The following is a 15,168-nucleotide window of genomic DNA, read 5'->3' on the forward strand; positions in this document are numbered from 1 at the left end:
AACCCGCCCGGGGGCTTCGTTGGTGGGTCAGGTGTCCGGGGTGCCGTTCGTGGACCATTCGTCGGCGAAGTGCTCCATCTGCTTCAGAACCAGCTCGATGGCTTCGGGCGCCTGGTCCGGCGGGTAGTCGCGGCGGGCCAGCAGGCGCTTGATGGAGCTGCGGAGGCGGGCGCGGACCGGGGGGCGGGAGAGCCAGTCCGGGGCGAGCTTGCTGCGGATCTCCATGACCAGTTCGCGGGCGATGCCGGCCAGCACCTCGTCGCCCATCACCGAGCGGGCCGTGCCGTGGTCGGCGACCGCGTCGTAGAAGGCGAGTTCACGCCAGTCCAGCGGCGGCTCGAACTTCTCGCCGCGCCGTACGTCCGCCATGACCGCCTGGGCCATCCCGACGAGACCGGCGACGTACTCCGCTCCCGTGCACTGCTGCCGCATGTACCGCGCCATGAGGTCCTGCAGCCGCTCCGAGAAGGCAGTCCGGCGCACGATGTTGTGCCGGGTGACCTCGCGCATCTTCCGCTCGACGAGCCGCCGCAGGGCCTCCGCCGCCAGGTGCGGGGTGTCGCCGCTCTGCAGCTTCGCGAGGAGCGCGTCGTCGATGTGCGTCAGGTCGACGGTCTCCAGGCCGGCCTCGGCGAGCAGGTCGGTCACCCCGCCCGTCTCGACCACCGAGGACGTCAGCTGCGCGAGGTAGAGCTCGACGTCGCGGGCCACGGGAAGGCCCCGGGCCTCACGGTTCATCGCGTCGATCTTCGCCAGGTAGGCGCGGACCTCCACGAAGAACTGGATGTCCCGCCGCCAGGCCGGCCGGTCCGGGAAGCGCTCGCCGATGTCGGAGGAGCTGCCGCAGAGCGCGTGGAAGCGCTCCAGGCGGTGGGCGTGCTCGCGGTAGCGCCGGCCGAGTGTCTGCCGGGGGTCGTCGAGCGCGTCGGGGTTGTTGCCGGGGGTGGCCGGGTCGAGGAGGTGGCTCGCGGCCCGCCTCGCGGCGTCGATGAACGCCGTGCCGGAGGGGATGTCCAGCCGGGCCCGCCAGTCGAGGCCGCGCAGGATGCCGTCCAGGATGTCGTACTCGTTGCGCAGCTCGTCCAGTGCCCGGTCGAGGTCCTGGCCGAGCGTACGGTCCTGCCGGTCGGCGTCCGTGTACTCGGCGATCGCCCGCTGGAGGTTCTCGGTGAGCGGCGCGTATCCGACGAGGAGACCGTCCTGCTTGCCCCGGAACCGGCGGTTGACGCGGGCCAGTGCCTGCATCAGGCCGGCGCCCCTGAGCGGCCGGTCCAGGTACATGGTGTGGACGGGCGGCGCGTCGAAGCCGGTCAGCAGCATGTTGTTGACGATGAGCAGCTGGAGCTCGTCCTCCGGGTCCTTCGCCCGGTTGATCACGGCCTTGCGGCGGCTGTCGCTCAGGGCGTGGGCGAGAAGCCGCTCGCCGTCCTTGCGCGTGTTAGAGGAGAACACGATCTTCATCGCGCCCTTCTCGAAGTCGTCGCTGTGCCACTCCGGCCGCAGTGCGCGCAGCGCGTCGTACACGCCGACGCAGATCTCGCGGGTGGCGCAGACGATCATCGCCTTGCCGGGCGCCCCGCCCGTCTCGGAGGCGCCGACGAACGGTCGCATCGCCGTCCGCCGCGTCTCCCAGTGCGGTACGAGGTCGGCCGCGAGCTCCCGGAGGCGCGCGGGAGCCCCGTACATCGCGTTCATCGTGGCCACCGCCTGCTCGACGCGGCGGCGCTCGACGTCGTCCAGCCCTTCGGTGATCCGGTCCGCCTCCTCGTCGATGGCCGTCGGGTCGACCTCACGGTCCAGCACGAGCTGGATGACCCGGCTCTCGTGGAAGACCTTGACCGTGGCCCCGTCGTCGGCGGCGCGCTTGAGGTCGTAGACGTCGATGTAGTCGCCGAACACCTCGCGCGTGTTGCGGTCCGACCCGGAGACCGGCGTACCGGTGAAGGCGAGGAGCGTGGCGTGCGGGAGCGCGTCGCGCAGGTGGCGGGCGTAGCCGTCAAGGCTGTCGTAGTGGCTGCGGTGCGCCTCGTCCACGACGACGACGATGTTCCGGCGGTCGGAGAGCAGCGGGTGGTCCGCGCCGGACTCCTTCTCCTCCTTCGTGCGCCCGAACTTCTGGAGCGTCGTGAAGAGGATGCCGCCGACCCGCTTGGCGGCGAGCTCCTCGCGGAGCCCGGCCCGGGTGAGGACCTGCTTCGGCGCTTCCGGGAGGATCTCGCTCTCCAGGAACGTCGAGTACAGCTGGTCGTCGAGGTCGGTGCGGTCCGTGATGACGACGACGGTCGGATTCAGCAGTGCCGGGTCCCTCATCACCATGGTGGCGGTGAGGACCATTTCCTCGGACTTGCCGGAACCCTGCGTGTGCCAGACGACCCCCGCCTTCCCGTCGCTCGCGGCGGCGACGCGCACGGCCTCGGCGGCGCGGGTCACGGCGTAGTACTGATGAGGCTTCGCGATCCGCTTCGTCCGCTTCGACGGGACGAAGTTGACGAACGATGTGATGAGGGCGAGGAAGCGGTCCCGGGTGAACAGGCCGTGCAGGGCGAGGTTCTGCCCGGTGTCCCCTATGCCCTCGGCGTCGAGCGGGTCGACGCGCTCGCCGAACTCGTCCGTGTTCCACGGCGCGAAGTGCTCGTACGGAGTGAACGGTGTGCCGTACTTGGCGGTGATCCCGTCCGACACGAGGACGACCGCGTTGTGGCGGAACGCGGTCGGGAACTCCTCGGCGTACCGGGTGACCTGCGTGTGGGCGTCCTGGAGGGTGGCGTCCTCGTCGCCCGCGCGCTTCAGCTCCAGGACGGCGAGCGGCAGCCCGTTGACGTACAGCACGACGTCGAACCGCCGGCGCCTCTCGCCGTCGACGACGGTCACCTGGTTGAGGACGCGGTACACGTTCCCGGCCGGGTCTTCGAGGTCGGCGAGCCGGATGGTCGGGTTGTGCTGGGCGCCGAAGGAGTCGGTGTACGTGACGGAGCGGATTCCGGAGGTCAGATGGCCGTGTGCGGTGCGGTTCTCCTCGTACGTGTCCTGGGAGCCGGGCGTCGTCGCGGCGCCGACCGCGTCCCGCACGGCCTCCGGCGGCAGGTCCGGGTTGAGCCGTTCGACCGCGTCGCGCAGGTCCGGGTAGAGGATCAGGTCGTCCCACGACCTCCGGTGGCCGGAGCCGGGCGCGAACTCGTTCCCCGGGGCCGGTGTCCAGGCGAGTTCGGCCAGTTCGTCGAGGGCGAGAAGCTCCCAGTCGGACTCGTGGGGGCGGTGGTTCTCGCGGTCACCGGGCGCGCCGGTCATACGTGGTCCTCGACGATCTTCTCGGCGTCGCGGACCCGGAGGCGGCCGGACATGAGCTGGGGGAGGAGGGTGTCGCGGAGGGCGGCGAGGGCCCGGGACTCCCGCAGGGCGGCGGTCAGCCGCCGGCGCAGCGGGAGGACGGCGCCGAGGTACGCCTCCATCGGCCCGGACGGCGGGATGAGGAGTTCGGCACCGACGATCACCTTGGCGTTCATGTTCGCCTGCACCGATCCGCTCCGAGTGCTTTCCGCGTACTTCCCGTAGGCATCGGACTTGAGGAAGCCCCAGACGAAGTAGGAATGGGCGAGCGAAGCCGTCTTCAGGCGGACGAGATAGGAAGCGAAAACGGCATCCGTCGGGTCTTCGACGATCGCTGATTTCCCGGGGTCCGCCATGCGTGCGACCAGCAGGTCGCCGACCGACAGCCGGTATTTGTCGAGACTGGGATCATCTATCGCGCAGTGGGGGACCTCGGGCCACGTGATCCAGTTGTTCTTGTTGATGTCCTTCACGCGGAGGAACTTCGGGCCCACCGGGTCCGTGGTGCTGGTCGCCGTGTAGCCGTACTGGGTCGAGCAGAGGTCCGACAGACGGCCCGCGGTCCAGTCCGAGCGGACCGGGCCGGCCGAGACCCCGAAGCGCTGGGAGTACACGGCGTGCGACAGCGCGTCGGCCTTGGCGGTGATGCGCTTGTTGACGGCGATCTTGTCATCCAGGGCCGCCAGCACCCTGGCGATGGCGGCCTGTTCGGCCACTCCGGGGAGCGCGGCCCGCACGCGCCCGATGCGCTCGGGCGACGTGTGGAGGATCTTCGTCCCGGTCGCCGTCGCGACGAGTTGACGGTTCACGTCATGAGACAGGAAGAGGTAGTAGGCGAAATTCTTGTCGAGCCGCCCCGGGGCGCACTCGACCCGGCCGATTCGCTGATTGTGCAGATAGGTCTTCCCGTCGTCCGGGACCAGCCCGGGCAGTCCCAGGATCTCGCCGCCGGGCGTCTGGCAGGTCATGACGACGAGCAGGTCCGCGGGGTCCAGCTCGAACTGCGACGGGTATTCCCCCCGGAACTCGCGGACCCGGGTGGATTCGAAACGGAAACCACCGTCGTAGTCGAAGTTCCCGATGCTGACCAGGGTGGGATTCCCGGTGAGTTCATCGGTCATTCCCTCACCGGGAAAGGCGAATCCATGACGCACGGTCAGGACGTCCCCGAGTTCCGTTTCCTCCCAGGGCGTCATCGGACGTTCTCCAGCTGCTCCCGGACCGTCTTCTCCAGCTCCGCCGACCGCTCGAACAGCCCGAACAGCTCATCCGTCAGCGAAGCGATCTGCGCCGCCACCGTCTCCGCGTCCTCCGTCTCCGCCTCGACGGCCCCCACGTACCGCCCCGGCGTCAGCACGTACTCGTGCTCCCGCACCGTCTCCAGCCCCGCCGAGAAGCAGAAGCCCGGTACGTCCTCGTAGACGGCCCCCTCGGCCTTCGCCGACTCCGTCCCCCGCCACGCGTGGTAGGTACCCGCGATCTTCGCCAGGTCCGCGTCCGTGAACGCGCGCTCCGTACGGTCGACCATCACGCCCATCTCGCGGGCGTCGACGAACAGGATCTCCCCACGCCGGTCCGTCAGGCTCTTCGGTCCCTGGGAGGACTTGTCCTTCGCCAGGAACCACAGGCATGCCGGGATCTGCGTCGTACGGAAGAGCTGCGCGGGCAGCGCCACCATGCACGCCACCAGGTCCGCCTCCACCATCGCCTGGCGGATCTCGCCCTCGCCGCCCGCCCGGGAGCTCAACGAGCCGTTCGCCAGGACGATGCCGGCCGTCCCCCGCTCGCCCAGCTTCGAGACCATGTGCTGGACCCACGCGTAGTTGGCGTTGTTCCTCGGCGGGACGCCGTACCTCCAGCGGCTGTCGCTCTCGTCCCGCGCCCAGTCCTTGATGTTGAACGGCGGGTTGGCCATCACGAAGTCGGCCCGGAGGTCCGGGTGCTTGTCGTCGGCGAAGGTGTCGCCCCAGCGGGCGGCGAGGTTGCCGTCGATGCCGTGAATGGCGAGGTTCATCTTCGCGAGGCGCCAGGTGCGCTCGTTGAGCTCCTGCCCGAAGACGGAGAGGTCGGTCTTGTGGCCCTTGCCGCGGTGGGCCTCGATGAACCTGGCCGCCTGGACGAACATCCCGCCCGAGCCGCACGCCGGGTCGTACACCCTGCCGTGGTACGGCTCCAGGATCTCCACGATCAGCCGGACCACCGACTGCGGGGTGTAGAACTCGCCGCCCCGCTTGCCCTCCGCACGCGCGAAGTTGCCGAGGAAGTACTCGTACACCTCGCCCAGGACGTCCTGCGCCGGCTTGTCCTCGCTGCCGCCGAAGCGCGCGTCGCTGATGAGGTCGACCAGCTCGGCCAGACGCTTCTGGTCGACGCTGTCGCGGTTGAAGATCTTCGGGAGCACGCCGGCCAGGGCGGCGTTCTCCCGCATGACCGCGTCCATCGCCTCGTCCAGGAGCTTGCCGACGCCCTGGCTCTTGGCGTTGGCCGCGATCCAGGACCAGCGGGCGGTCTCCGGGACCCAGAAGACGTGGGCGCCGGTGTACTCGTCGCGGTCCTCCAGGAAGTCATCGATCCGGTCCTCGGAGATGCCGTCCTCGGCGAGCTCCCCGGCCAGCTCGTCCCGGCGCTCCTCGAAGGCGTCGGAGACGTACTTCAGGAAGATCAGGCCGAGGACGAACTCCTTGTACTGCGCGGCGTCGATGGAGCCGCGCAGCTTGTCGGCGGCCTTCCAGAGGATCGCCTGGATCTCCTTGGGAGTGGAGGCGCTGAACAGCTCCTCCTGCTCGGTGGCCTTCTTCTTGCGCGGGGGCATGGCGCGGGTCGTCTCCTTCATCCGGCGGTGTCGGGCAGGTACGGGGTGATCGTCAGGGTGCCGTCGGCCATACCGGCGGCGGTGATACGGGTGAGGTCGTCCAGGGCCTCGGACTGCTGCCGGAGCAGCTCGGCCCGGTGCTCGATCCCGGCCAGCACGGCCTCGTACCGCTCCAGCTCCTCGGGACCCAGGTCCGGGATGCCCAGGTCCTCGACGGCCCGGGAGGCCCGTACGGCCCCGCCGACGCGGCCGTGGCCGGCGGCGGCGGCCCGCAGGAGCGCCGCCAGGACTAGGGGGCGCAGCGGAGGATCGGCGTCGGGACGGACGCGCAGGATACGGGCGGGGGTGAGGACGAGCGACAGGCCCTCGGTGTCGACGTGGACACCGAAGCGGGGGCTGGTGGTGACGACGAGGTCGCCCGGCTCGGTGAACTGGACGTGCTCGTACGCCGTGAGGACCAGGCCCCGGTCGACGCGGCGGCTGCCGAACCGCGCGGCGCCGGTGATCTCCTCCGGGCCGATCACCGCGTAGTGGCCGTCGGCCGACAGGTGCCCGGGGGCGATGCGGTGGCCGGGGCGGCGGCGCAGGCGGCGGTCCTTGAGGAGCCGGCGCACGGTCGTGCGGCGCACCTGCTGGTCCTCGGGGCGCAGGACCGCCCCGGTCCGCACGGGGACGCCGGCCCCCCGTGCCGCCCGTGCGTCGAGGCCGGCGAGGTGCCGTTCGGCGTCGGCGATCCGGGCGGGGCGCACCACGACGGCCCGGGTGTACCGGGACTCGGGGGAGCGGTGCCGCGGGGCGAACGCCGAGCCGGGCAGGTCGTCCAGCTCCTTCGCCGGTACGACGGCCCCGTAACGCGGCTCGTGACGGCGGTCGCCGCGCCAGCCCGTGGTCCTCCAGATGGTGACGTCCTCGGTGAGCAGAGCGCGAACCGGCTCGGTGAGCGGCTGGGCGGAGTAGTCGGCGAGCAGGACGCGGCCCGCCCGCTCGTCCTCGGGCGTGCGGGCGAGGATCCAGACGGCGGTGCGATAGCCGGGACGGTAGGCGAAGGCCCCGTCGGGCAGGCTGATCGCCGCCTTGAGCAGGCCCTCGGTGAGGAAGGAACGCCGCAGCCGGTCGGCCTCGCCGTGCCGGGGGAGGGGCCCGACCAGGGCGTCGGCGGGGCCGAGGACGACCGCGGCCGAGCCGTCGCGGAGGCAGTCGGTGAGGTCCTGCGCCCGCTCCAGCACCCGGCGCGCGCTGCGGGTCTCCCCCGCCTCGTACGGGAGCGTGCAGACCACCACGTCGGGGTCGCCCCAGTCCTCCGTGGACAGCGCGGTGCCCTCGGCGACGTCGAGCGAGAACTCGTACACGCCCCGGACGAGCATCCGGCGCCGGACGAGACGGGCGAGCGCACGGTCGGGCTCGGCCGCGAGGTACGTGTGGCCGGCGTCCTCGGCCGCAGCCGCGTGCAGGGCGGCGAGCAGATCGCCGCTGCGGGCGTACGGGGTGGCGACGACGGACTCGTCGGGCAGGGCGCCGATGCCGGCCAGGTCCGCGAGGAGGCGGGCCACCGCCGGGGTGGGCTCGTCGGCGGCCGGCTCGTGGGAGCCCAGGCGGCGACGGGCGTCCAGCACCCAGTCGAAGGCTTCGGCCGCGGTGTAGGCGGCCTCGGTCAGCTCGTCGGCGAGCGCGCTCAGGGCCGGGCCCAGGCGTTCCGCGTCGGGGACGGCCCGGAGCTCGGCGAGGAGGAAGGTGTCCTCCGCGTCGAGGTCGGCGGCCCGGCCGAGGAGGCCGGCCCAGGTGTGCTCCCCGAGGGCGGTGTCGTGCTGCTGCCGCAGACAGATCAGGGCCGTCAGCGCGCCCACCAGGACGGGGGCGGAGAGGCCGGAGGACCGCCAGGCGGAGAGGGTGTGCAGGGCCGTCTCCGCCCGCAGGCGGCGGGGCTCGGCGTTGCCGCGGCCCGTCCGGATCAGCCAGTCCACGATCTCCCGCGCGTCGAAGAGCGGGCTGCCGCCCTCGCGGGTCACCGGCTCGGGGAAGTCGGGGTGGCGCCGGTTCCAGTTGGTGGGGACGGGCCGCTTCACCCGCGCGAGGGCGGCGATCTCGGCGTAGCCGATGCGCCGGGCCGGCGGACCGGGCAGGGCGGGGGTGTCGCCGGGCAACGGCCGACTGTTCATCGATCCCCCTCCGGTGAGCCTTCTCGGGTGCCTCGCGGAGTCCGTGGAGCCGCCGGCGGCGTACGAGAGGAGCCTACTGGTGACCAACAACCACGGGATTCTGGTTCTGGTAACCCCTCTTATCAACGCTCTGCTGCCCATGACGCCACGCGGGGCGGCAGCGTTCCTGCCGCCAGCGGCGCCGCCGCATGCGCCCCACACCGTGCCCACGGGGGAACCGGCCCGGGATCGAATCGCCGCTCGCCACCGCGGTGATGTCCGGGAACCGGATCACTGACCGCCCGTCACCGTGCGGTTTCTGATAGTTGTTTGAGCGGGTACGGGCGCAGGCCCGTGGCGGTGCCTCCCGGCACCGGGGGAGGACGCACATGAGCACCACCACTCGGGACGAGATCCTCGCCGGCGAGCAGCGGGCGGTGGACCACGCGTACGACTGCTACACCACGAAGCTGGCCGAGCTGAGCGGCACTTCGGCCGCCACCGCCTCGGCGAGCGGCAAGGACGGGATCGCCAACCGGGCCGACGCGGAGGCACGGGCCGCGGCATACGGAGGGCTGGGGGACGAGGCGCTGGTGTTCGCCCGCGTCGACGTGCCGGAGGACCCGGGCGGAGAGGCCCGGCCCTGGTACATCGGGCGCCGCGGGGTCAAGGACGGCGCGAACGATCCGGTCGTCCTGCTCTGGACCAGCCCGCTGGCGAAGACCTGGATCGAGACCCGCCCGGAGGACCCGGGCGATGTCGTCCTGCGCCGGCAGCTGCGGTGCGTACGGCAGACCGTGGAGAGCTATGTCGACGACATCGGCCTGCCGGCGCCCGTACCCGTACCCGAGCCCGCCCCCGTACCCGTCCCGGAGCCTCGGCAGGCCGCCGACACCGGTGCCGCGGAGGAGCCGGACGCGCTGCCCGCCCCGGAACGTACGCCGGGCGTGACCCCCGGTGATGTCGTACGGCACCAGCGTCGGAAGGCGCTCCAGCCGGACGAGTTCCTGCTCCGCGAGCTCCAGCGGTCGCGCGGCGGCCGGATGCGGGACATCGTGGAGACGATCCGCCGCGACCAGATGGAACTGGTCACCGGCTCGCCCTCGGACATCCTCATCGTCCAGGGCGGTCCCGGTACCGGTAAGTCGGCGGTCGGCCTCCACCGAGTGACCTGGCTCGTCAACAACGAGCACTTCAAGGCCCAGGACATCCTCGTCATCGGCCCCCACCAGCGGTTCCTCGACTACGTCGGCCAGGTCCTCCCCACCCTCGGCACCCGGGACGTCAACGCCGTCCAGCTGGACCGGCTGTGGGAGGGCGAGATCCTCGGCACCGACACCCCGGAGGCGCGTGTCGTGAAGTCGGACGAGCGCATGGCGGCCGTGCTGCGGCGCCGCGTCGAGAGCGACTACCACCCCGAGGCTCTCGACCCCCTCACCGCCGCGCCCTCGTTCAAGGGCGACGAACCCGGGATCGTCGTCAACGCGGGCAGTACGACCCTCCGCGTGCCGAAGTCCGAGGTCCTCGCCCTCCTTGACCAGGCGCACGCGGGCGACGGGCCCTTCCGGGAACGGCGCGACCGTTTCCGGGGCCTCTTCGTCGACCGGCTCCTGCAGGAGCTCGCGGAAGTCGCGCCGCGTCGCGGGCAGGCCGGCACGATCCGCCGTGACCTGGAGCGCAACCGCCGGGTCGAGCGCCTCGTCGAACGCGTCTGGCCGTCGCCCGGACCCCGGGAGGCCCTGCGCAGCCTCTACGATTCGGCCGACCTGCTGCGGGACTGCGCCGACGGCATCCTCGACGAGGGCGAGCAGGCGGCCCTGTGGCGGCCTCGCGCAGCCAGTGCCGACGCCGATCCGTGGACCCTCGACGACCACGTCTGCCTCGAAGATCTCGGCGTGCTCATCAGCGGCGACACCCCGCCGAGATACGGCCACATCGTCGTCGACGAGGCCCAGGACCTGACCCCCATGCAGGCCCGCTCGCTGCTGCGCCGCTGCGCCGCCGGCGGGTCCATGACCGTGCTCGGCGACCTCGCGCAGGCCACCGGGGCGCACATCCCGACGAGCTGGGACCGGCTCGGCGCGCTCCTCTCCGACCACGGTGACTGGAGCGTCGCCCAGCTCGGCACCAGTTACCGCGTCCCCGCCGAGATCATGGAGTTCGTCGCCCCTCTCGCCCGCGTGATCGCCCCGTCCCTGCCGTATCCGCAGGCCGTCCGCGAGGCGGGAGCGGGGGCCGTGCGCACCGTGGCGACCGAGCCGTGGAAGCTGCTCGACGACACCGTCGCCCACGTGGCACGGCTCGTCCGCACCAGCGACGGGAGCACTCCCCGCTCCGTCGCCGTCGTCGTCCCCGACGACTCGGACTGGCTGGATGCGATCAGCCGCCGGATTCACGAGGGAGCGGACATCGCCGAGCGGGACCGCGAGGCGGTGTCCGTGCTGGCCGCCGCCCAGGCCAAGGGAATGGAGTACGACCACGTCCTGGTGGTCGAGCCGGCGACGATCGCCGAGCGCGGCCCCGCCGGCCTGCGCCAGTTGTACGTGGCCCTCACCCGCAGCACCCAGAGCCTCACCGTCCTGCACACCGCCTCGCTGCCGGAGGCGCTCACGGACCCGGGGAACGCCCCGTCCCGCACGGCGCCCGATGCCCGGCCGCCGGAGGGGGAGCGGGCCGAACGGCTTCCGCGGATCGGCAGCGACGTCCGCGTCGAGGTCATGGACCGGGCTCCGGGCGGCCGTTACAAGGTCAAGCCGTTGTCGCCGGTGATCGACCGGCCGCTCGTCCTCACCGTCCGCCACGGCTCGGTACCGCCACGGCGGGGCGAGGAGTTGGACTGCTGGGTGTTCGTCAACGAGACGACCCAGACGGTGCTGACCGCCGACCAGCGGGGCAGGTCGCCCGTCTCGGAACGCATGGCGGGCCGCTATCTCGCCGCACTGGACGTCTGCGGAGAGCTGGCCCGGAACGATGGCGACGTCACCGACGCGCGCAGCCGCCTCGCCGAGCTCCAGGGCATGGCCAACCGGGTCCTGCGCCGGGACCAGGCCGACTGGGTCGACGTGCTGCACCTGCTCGGCGACCCGGACCGGGAGCGTCTCGGCGCCCTTCGCGACCTCGCCGCGACAACCAACCGCGCGCTCAAGGACGGCAGTTTCGACGCGGACCGGCTCGCGCGGAGGCTGGACGCATCCGGCTGGGCGGGGCCCCTCGCCGCGGCGGCGCGAGCACTCCAGGAACGCTTCGCCACGGAGACCGAGCCGGCCTCCGACGGCCCGGTGCCGGGCTCCCCGACGCAACCCGATCAGAAGGAAGAAGCGCAGATGACCACTGCGGAATCGACCGCCGCCACACCGGCCCAGACCACGAAGGACGGCTTCCTCCGCGCGCTGGAAGCGGCTGCCGGGGCAGACCGCACCTGCAAGAAGCACGAGGCGGTCCGGCACGCGCTGAAGGCCGCACTGCTGTGGGCGGACCTCCAGCCGGCCGACTCCCCGATCGTGGACGTCAGCTGCGTCACCGCACACGGCCTGTTCCTGTACGAGGCCCTGGGCGCGGGCCGCTCCACCTACGCGGACCTGCGCTCGGGCGCGACCCGCCTGCTGGAGATCAACCACACACTGCCCGCGCCGGCCGACGGGCTCTACCTCGTCCTGTCCGAACCGCCCGCCGAGGACTGGTCCGTGGACACGATTCGCGACATCTTCCGGGTCAACGTCATCTGGCACACCCCGTCCGGCTGGCGGGGCGTGAACGCGGACGTGGCTTCCGGGGCCTCCGGTTGATTTCCCCGAGAGGTGATCGAAGAACGACGCGGTGGTCCGTGCACATGACTGAAGGGGGCGGAAATGGTCAGCGTGAGAGGCCGTTTTGAATATCCGGACGGACTGACTCCCGGCCAGTCCAAAGAGGGGGGTCTGCATCACAATTTGTACGATGCCCAGGGGAATCTGGTCGGGCACGGCACGTTCGTTCCCGACGAGGAGGGCGACGAGGCTCCGGCGGACACCCCGCCGCCGCTCTTCTTCGGGCCGGATGAGTGTTCCTGCGAGCAGGACACCCGGTCGCGGGAGCGTGTGGACCCCGAGGAGGTGGCCGCAGCCCTGATTCTTCTGATCAGGGGTGCGGCGTGGGCCGCGCCACGCGTCAGGAGGTGGTGGCAGGAACACCTTCTTCCGGCCGCGAGGACAACGCGCGCACGGCTCTCCCGGTCCCGTGGACAAGGGGGCGACGCGGGCGACTCGGGCGACGCGGTCGAAGTGGACCAGGGGGGCGTGAGCGGCGAAGAGGACCGAAGCAGCATGAGCGGGGAAGAGGCGTCGGCGCGTCTCGCTGCAGCCTTGATGGCCAGACTCTTCAGCGACGAGCAGATGGAGATCTTGCGCAGGGCCCGGATCGCGGGCGCGGACGGCTCTTCGGATCCGAGTGCGGTGGAGCAGGCCGTGTTCCAGCAGGTCGTGCACGAATTCACGGCGATGGTCGAGGCGAATCCCGCCCTGTTCGGCAAGGGCTCCCTGGCCGAGCTGGGAAAGGGTGTCGCCATGCTCCGGGCCGATGGCGGAACGGGGATGCGCGCCATCGAAGGGTAGAGGTCGGCCCCGGGGCCCCTAGGGCCTGTCCGGCGGATCTTCGCGGGACAGGCCCTAAGGCCGCGTCACCTGCACCCGGTAATCCCCCTTGTCGTCCTTCTCCAGCACCGAGATCCGTATCCCGTTCGCCCGGTCCGTGAACGTGTCGCCCGGTTGGAACGGGGCGTCCGAGAGTTCGGCGTGGACGTTGGGGAGGCGGGTGCAGCCGGGGCTGTTCTTGGTGCTGTCGGCCACCGAGATCGGGCCCTGGCCCGTGTCCACGTCGGAGCTGACCTTGTAGATGAGGACGCCGGGGCGGCAGACCGCCTGGTCGTTGCCCGCCTGGGTGCGGACCTCCACCGCGTAGCCGGACTCCGCGGTGAGGGGGACGAAGGCCAGCTTCAGGCCGCCCCGGGTGGCCAGGGGCTGCAGGACGTGGTCCGTGGTGCCGGGGCGGGCGGCGCAGCTGACCTGGTCGTTGTCCAGCCAGCCGAGCTTCCACTTGTGCCAGCCGAGCAGGTCGTTGTTGGCGCCCCAGTCCTCGGACATGATGTCCCAGTGCCCGACGGAGCCGCCGCCCTCCATCGTGTAGAGGTCGGGCAGCCCGAAGACGTGGCCGTTCTCGTGGGGAAGGACCCGGTAGCCGGTCTGGGCGTACGAGCCGGAGCCGTCGTCCTGGCGGCTGTAGACGAATGAGGTGTTCGACAGCGGCACCCCGTCCGCGATAGGGGCGTCGTCGTTGCCCGAGAAGGTCACCGAGAGCACGGTGTCCAGGGCGGAGGGCCCGGCGTTCGGGGTGACCAGGATGTTGACCAGGTCGTACGCGTCGAAATCCACCTTCGGGTCCGCGGCGGCCACGATGTCCTGGACCAGGTGGCGGTAGCCCGGCTCGTACGGGGAGCCCCGCTCGATCCCGTACTCCTCGAAGGGCAGCGGCATCCGCAGCCACGAGCGGATCGGCGCCTCGGGTATGTAGGTGAGGCGGCCGTACGAGCTCGTCCGGAACCATTTCGTGGTCTGCGGGAAGAACTCGGCCAGCCGGTCCGTGGCCGGCTCGGTGCCCTCCGCGTCCGGGAAGTCGATCATGAGGTTCAGCGCGCGGACACGGCCGGTGGAACGGGCGTAGCCGGGCTGCGTCGGCATGCCCTCCGACATCTGTACGCCCATGGCCGACGCGATCCGGCAGGGGCCGAGCCCGGTGGCCAGGGGGGCCGTCGCGGCGGGGCCGGCCGACGCGGGGCTCTGGAGGGGCAGCGTGCTGCTCGCGGTCGCCAGGGCCGCGATGACCAGGGCCGTTGCAGCGCCGAGAGCGACCGGGCGGCGGTGCTTGCGTATCCGGTGGCGGGGCTGCTGCATCGAGGCGCCTTCCGGTCCGCGGCAGCCGGCCGACCCCGGCTGCGCTCTGCCGCCAGCCTCTGCCGGGTGATCGCGGGCCGCTCGCTGGGTGCGCCGTTCGGCTGGTTTTCCCGGACGGTGGTGTGCGTGACGCAGGTCACAAAGGGCCGGGAAATAACCGGGGACCCTCTCCCCGTTTGCACCGGTGTCCCCGCGAAACGGGGAAGCGGTCCCCGGTTGGTTCCCCGGCCGTGACCGCAGCCGTGAGCACCGGAAGACAAGGAGCACCGCCGTGGCCACCACCGCACCCGCGCAGCCCCGCACGCCCAAGCCGAGGGCCGACGCGCTGCGCAACCGGGAGCGGATCGTGACGGCCGCGCGCGAGATGTTCGTCGAGTTCGGGCCCGACGTGCCCCTGGACGAGGTCGCCCGCCGCGCCGGCGTCGGCAACGCGACCCTCTACCGGAACTTCCCCGACCGGGCCGCCCTCGTCCACGAGGTCGTGCTCGCGGTCACCTCCCGTACCACCGACCGCGCCGAGGAGGCCGCCGCCGAAGAAGCGGACCCCTTCGCCGCGCTCACCCGCTTCGTCCACGCGGCGGCCGACGAGCGCATCGGGGCCCTGTGCCCCATGCTCTCCGGCGGCTTCGACAAGGACCACCCCGAACTGCTCGCCGAGCGCCGGCGCCTCGAAGAGGCCGTCGAAGGGCTCGTCGCGCGCGCCATGTCCGCGGGGCGCCTGCGCACCGACATCGCCGTCGGTGACGTCCTGGTCGCCCTCTCCCAGCTCACCCGGCCGCTGCCGGGCATCGCCTGCCCGAACATCGACCGGTTCACCCACCGTCACATCCAGCTGTTCCTGGACGGACTCGCGGCCCCGGCCCGGTCCGTGCTCCCCGGAACGGCGGCGACCTTGGAGGACCTGCGGCGCCGCATGTGACGTGATCCGCGCCCGCCGCACTCCCTGCCCCCTTACCTGAAGCCTTCCTCT

8 protein-coding genes are annotated in these 15,168 nt (G+C 71.7%); 3 read left to right on the forward strand and 5 right to left on the reverse strand.

Translation table 11 applies throughout. The annotated features are described in order from the left end of the window. Window positions 1-27 precede the first annotated feature (27 nt). From ACFUJY_RS24925 to ACFUJY_RS24940, 4 genes are read right to left on the reverse strand one after another with little or no spacing between them, the layout of a single operon-like run. Entirely contained in the window at window positions 28-3,288 is a 3,261-nt protein-coding gene (locus ACFUJY_RS24925) for a type I restriction endonuclease subunit R (RefSeq protein WP_383303488.1), read from the reverse strand. After that, entirely contained in the window at window positions 3,285-4,523 is a 1,239-nt protein-coding gene (locus tag ACFUJY_RS24930) for a restriction endonuclease subunit S (protein ID WP_383303491.1), read from the reverse strand. The genes ACFUJY_RS24925 and ACFUJY_RS24930 overlap by 4 nt, the downstream gene beginning before the upstream one ends. After that, window positions 4,520-6,139: a type I restriction-modification system subunit M gene (locus ACFUJY_RS24935; RefSeq protein WP_383303494.1), complete on the reverse strand. Its 1,620-nt coding sequence runs from the start codon at window positions 6,137-6,139 to the stop codon at window positions 4,520-4,522. The genes ACFUJY_RS24930 and ACFUJY_RS24935 overlap by 4 nt, the downstream gene beginning before the upstream one ends. 17 nt (window positions 6,140-6,156) lie before the next feature. Beyond that, window positions 6,157-8,295, reverse strand: a complete 2,139-nt coding sequence (locus ACFUJY_RS24940; RefSeq protein WP_383303496.1) for an N-6 DNA methylase — start codon at window positions 8,293-8,295, stop codon at window positions 6,157-6,159. 368 nt (window positions 8,296-8,663) lie between these two features. On the opposite strand from ACFUJY_RS24940, the gene ACFUJY_RS24945 reads away from it, so the two are divergent. After that, entirely contained in the window at window positions 8,664-12,059 is a 3,396-nt protein-coding gene (locus tag ACFUJY_RS24945; RefSeq protein WP_383303499.1) for an ATP-binding domain-containing protein, read from the forward strand. A 63-nt stretch (window positions 12,060-12,122) separates the two neighbouring features. After that, window positions 12,123-12,863: a hypothetical protein gene (locus ACFUJY_RS24950; RefSeq protein ID WP_383303501.1), complete on the forward strand. Its 741-nt coding sequence runs from the start codon at window positions 12,123-12,125 to the stop codon at window positions 12,861-12,863. 54 nt (window positions 12,864-12,917) lie between these two features. On the opposite strand, the gene ACFUJY_RS24955 is transcribed toward ACFUJY_RS24950, so the two are convergent. Beyond that, complete coding sequence (locus tag ACFUJY_RS24955; RefSeq protein ID WP_383303503.1) at window positions 12,918-14,198, reverse strand: M6 family metalloprotease domain-containing protein; 1,281 nt, start codon at window positions 14,196-14,198, stop codon at window positions 12,918-12,920. Between the two features lie 271 nt (window positions 14,199-14,469). On the opposite strand from ACFUJY_RS24955, the gene ACFUJY_RS24960 reads away from it, so the two are divergent. Next, the gene (locus ACFUJY_RS24960) at window positions 14,470-15,117 is read left to right on the forward strand and encodes a TetR/AcrR family transcriptional regulator (protein WP_383303506.1); all 648 of its coding nucleotides are present in this window, start codon (window positions 14,470-14,472) and stop codon (window positions 15,115-15,117) included. Window positions 15,118-15,168: the final 51 nt, after the last annotated feature.

The organism is Streptomyces sp. NPDC057249, from assembly GCF_042669245.1.
Taxonomy (GTDB): domain Bacteria; phylum Actinomycetota; class Actinomycetes; order Streptomycetales; family Streptomycetaceae; genus Streptomyces.

Excerpts from the sequence above, each read along its gene's own strand:
- ACFUJY_RS24955 (WP_383303503.1), bottom strand. The coding sequence starts at position 14,198 with ATGCAGCAGCCCCGCCACCGGATACGCAAGCACCGCCGCCCGGTCGCT.
- ACFUJY_RS24930 (WP_383303491.1), bottom strand. The coding sequence starts at position 4,523 with ATGACGCCCTGGGAGGAAACGGAACTCGGGGACGTCCTGACCGTGCGT.
- ACFUJY_RS24935 (WP_383303494.1), bottom strand. The coding sequence starts at position 6,139 with ATGCCCCCGCGCAAGAAGAAGGCCACCGAGCAGGAGGAGCTGTTCAGC.
- ACFUJY_RS24940 (WP_383303496.1), bottom strand. The coding sequence starts at position 8,295 with ATGAACAGTCGGCCGTTGCCCGGCGACACCCCCGCCCTGCCCGGTCCG.
- ACFUJY_RS24950 (WP_383303501.1), top strand. The coding sequence starts at position 12,123 with ATGGTCAGCGTGAGAGGCCGTTTTGAATATCCGGACGGACTGACTCCC.
- ACFUJY_RS24945 (WP_383303499.1), top strand. The coding sequence starts at position 8,664 with ATGAGCACCACCACTCGGGACGAGATCCTCGCCGGCGAGCAGCGGGCG.
- ACFUJY_RS24925 (WP_383303488.1), bottom strand. The coding sequence starts at position 3,288 with ATGACCGGCGCGCCCGGTGACCGCGAGAACCACCGCCCCCACGAGTCC.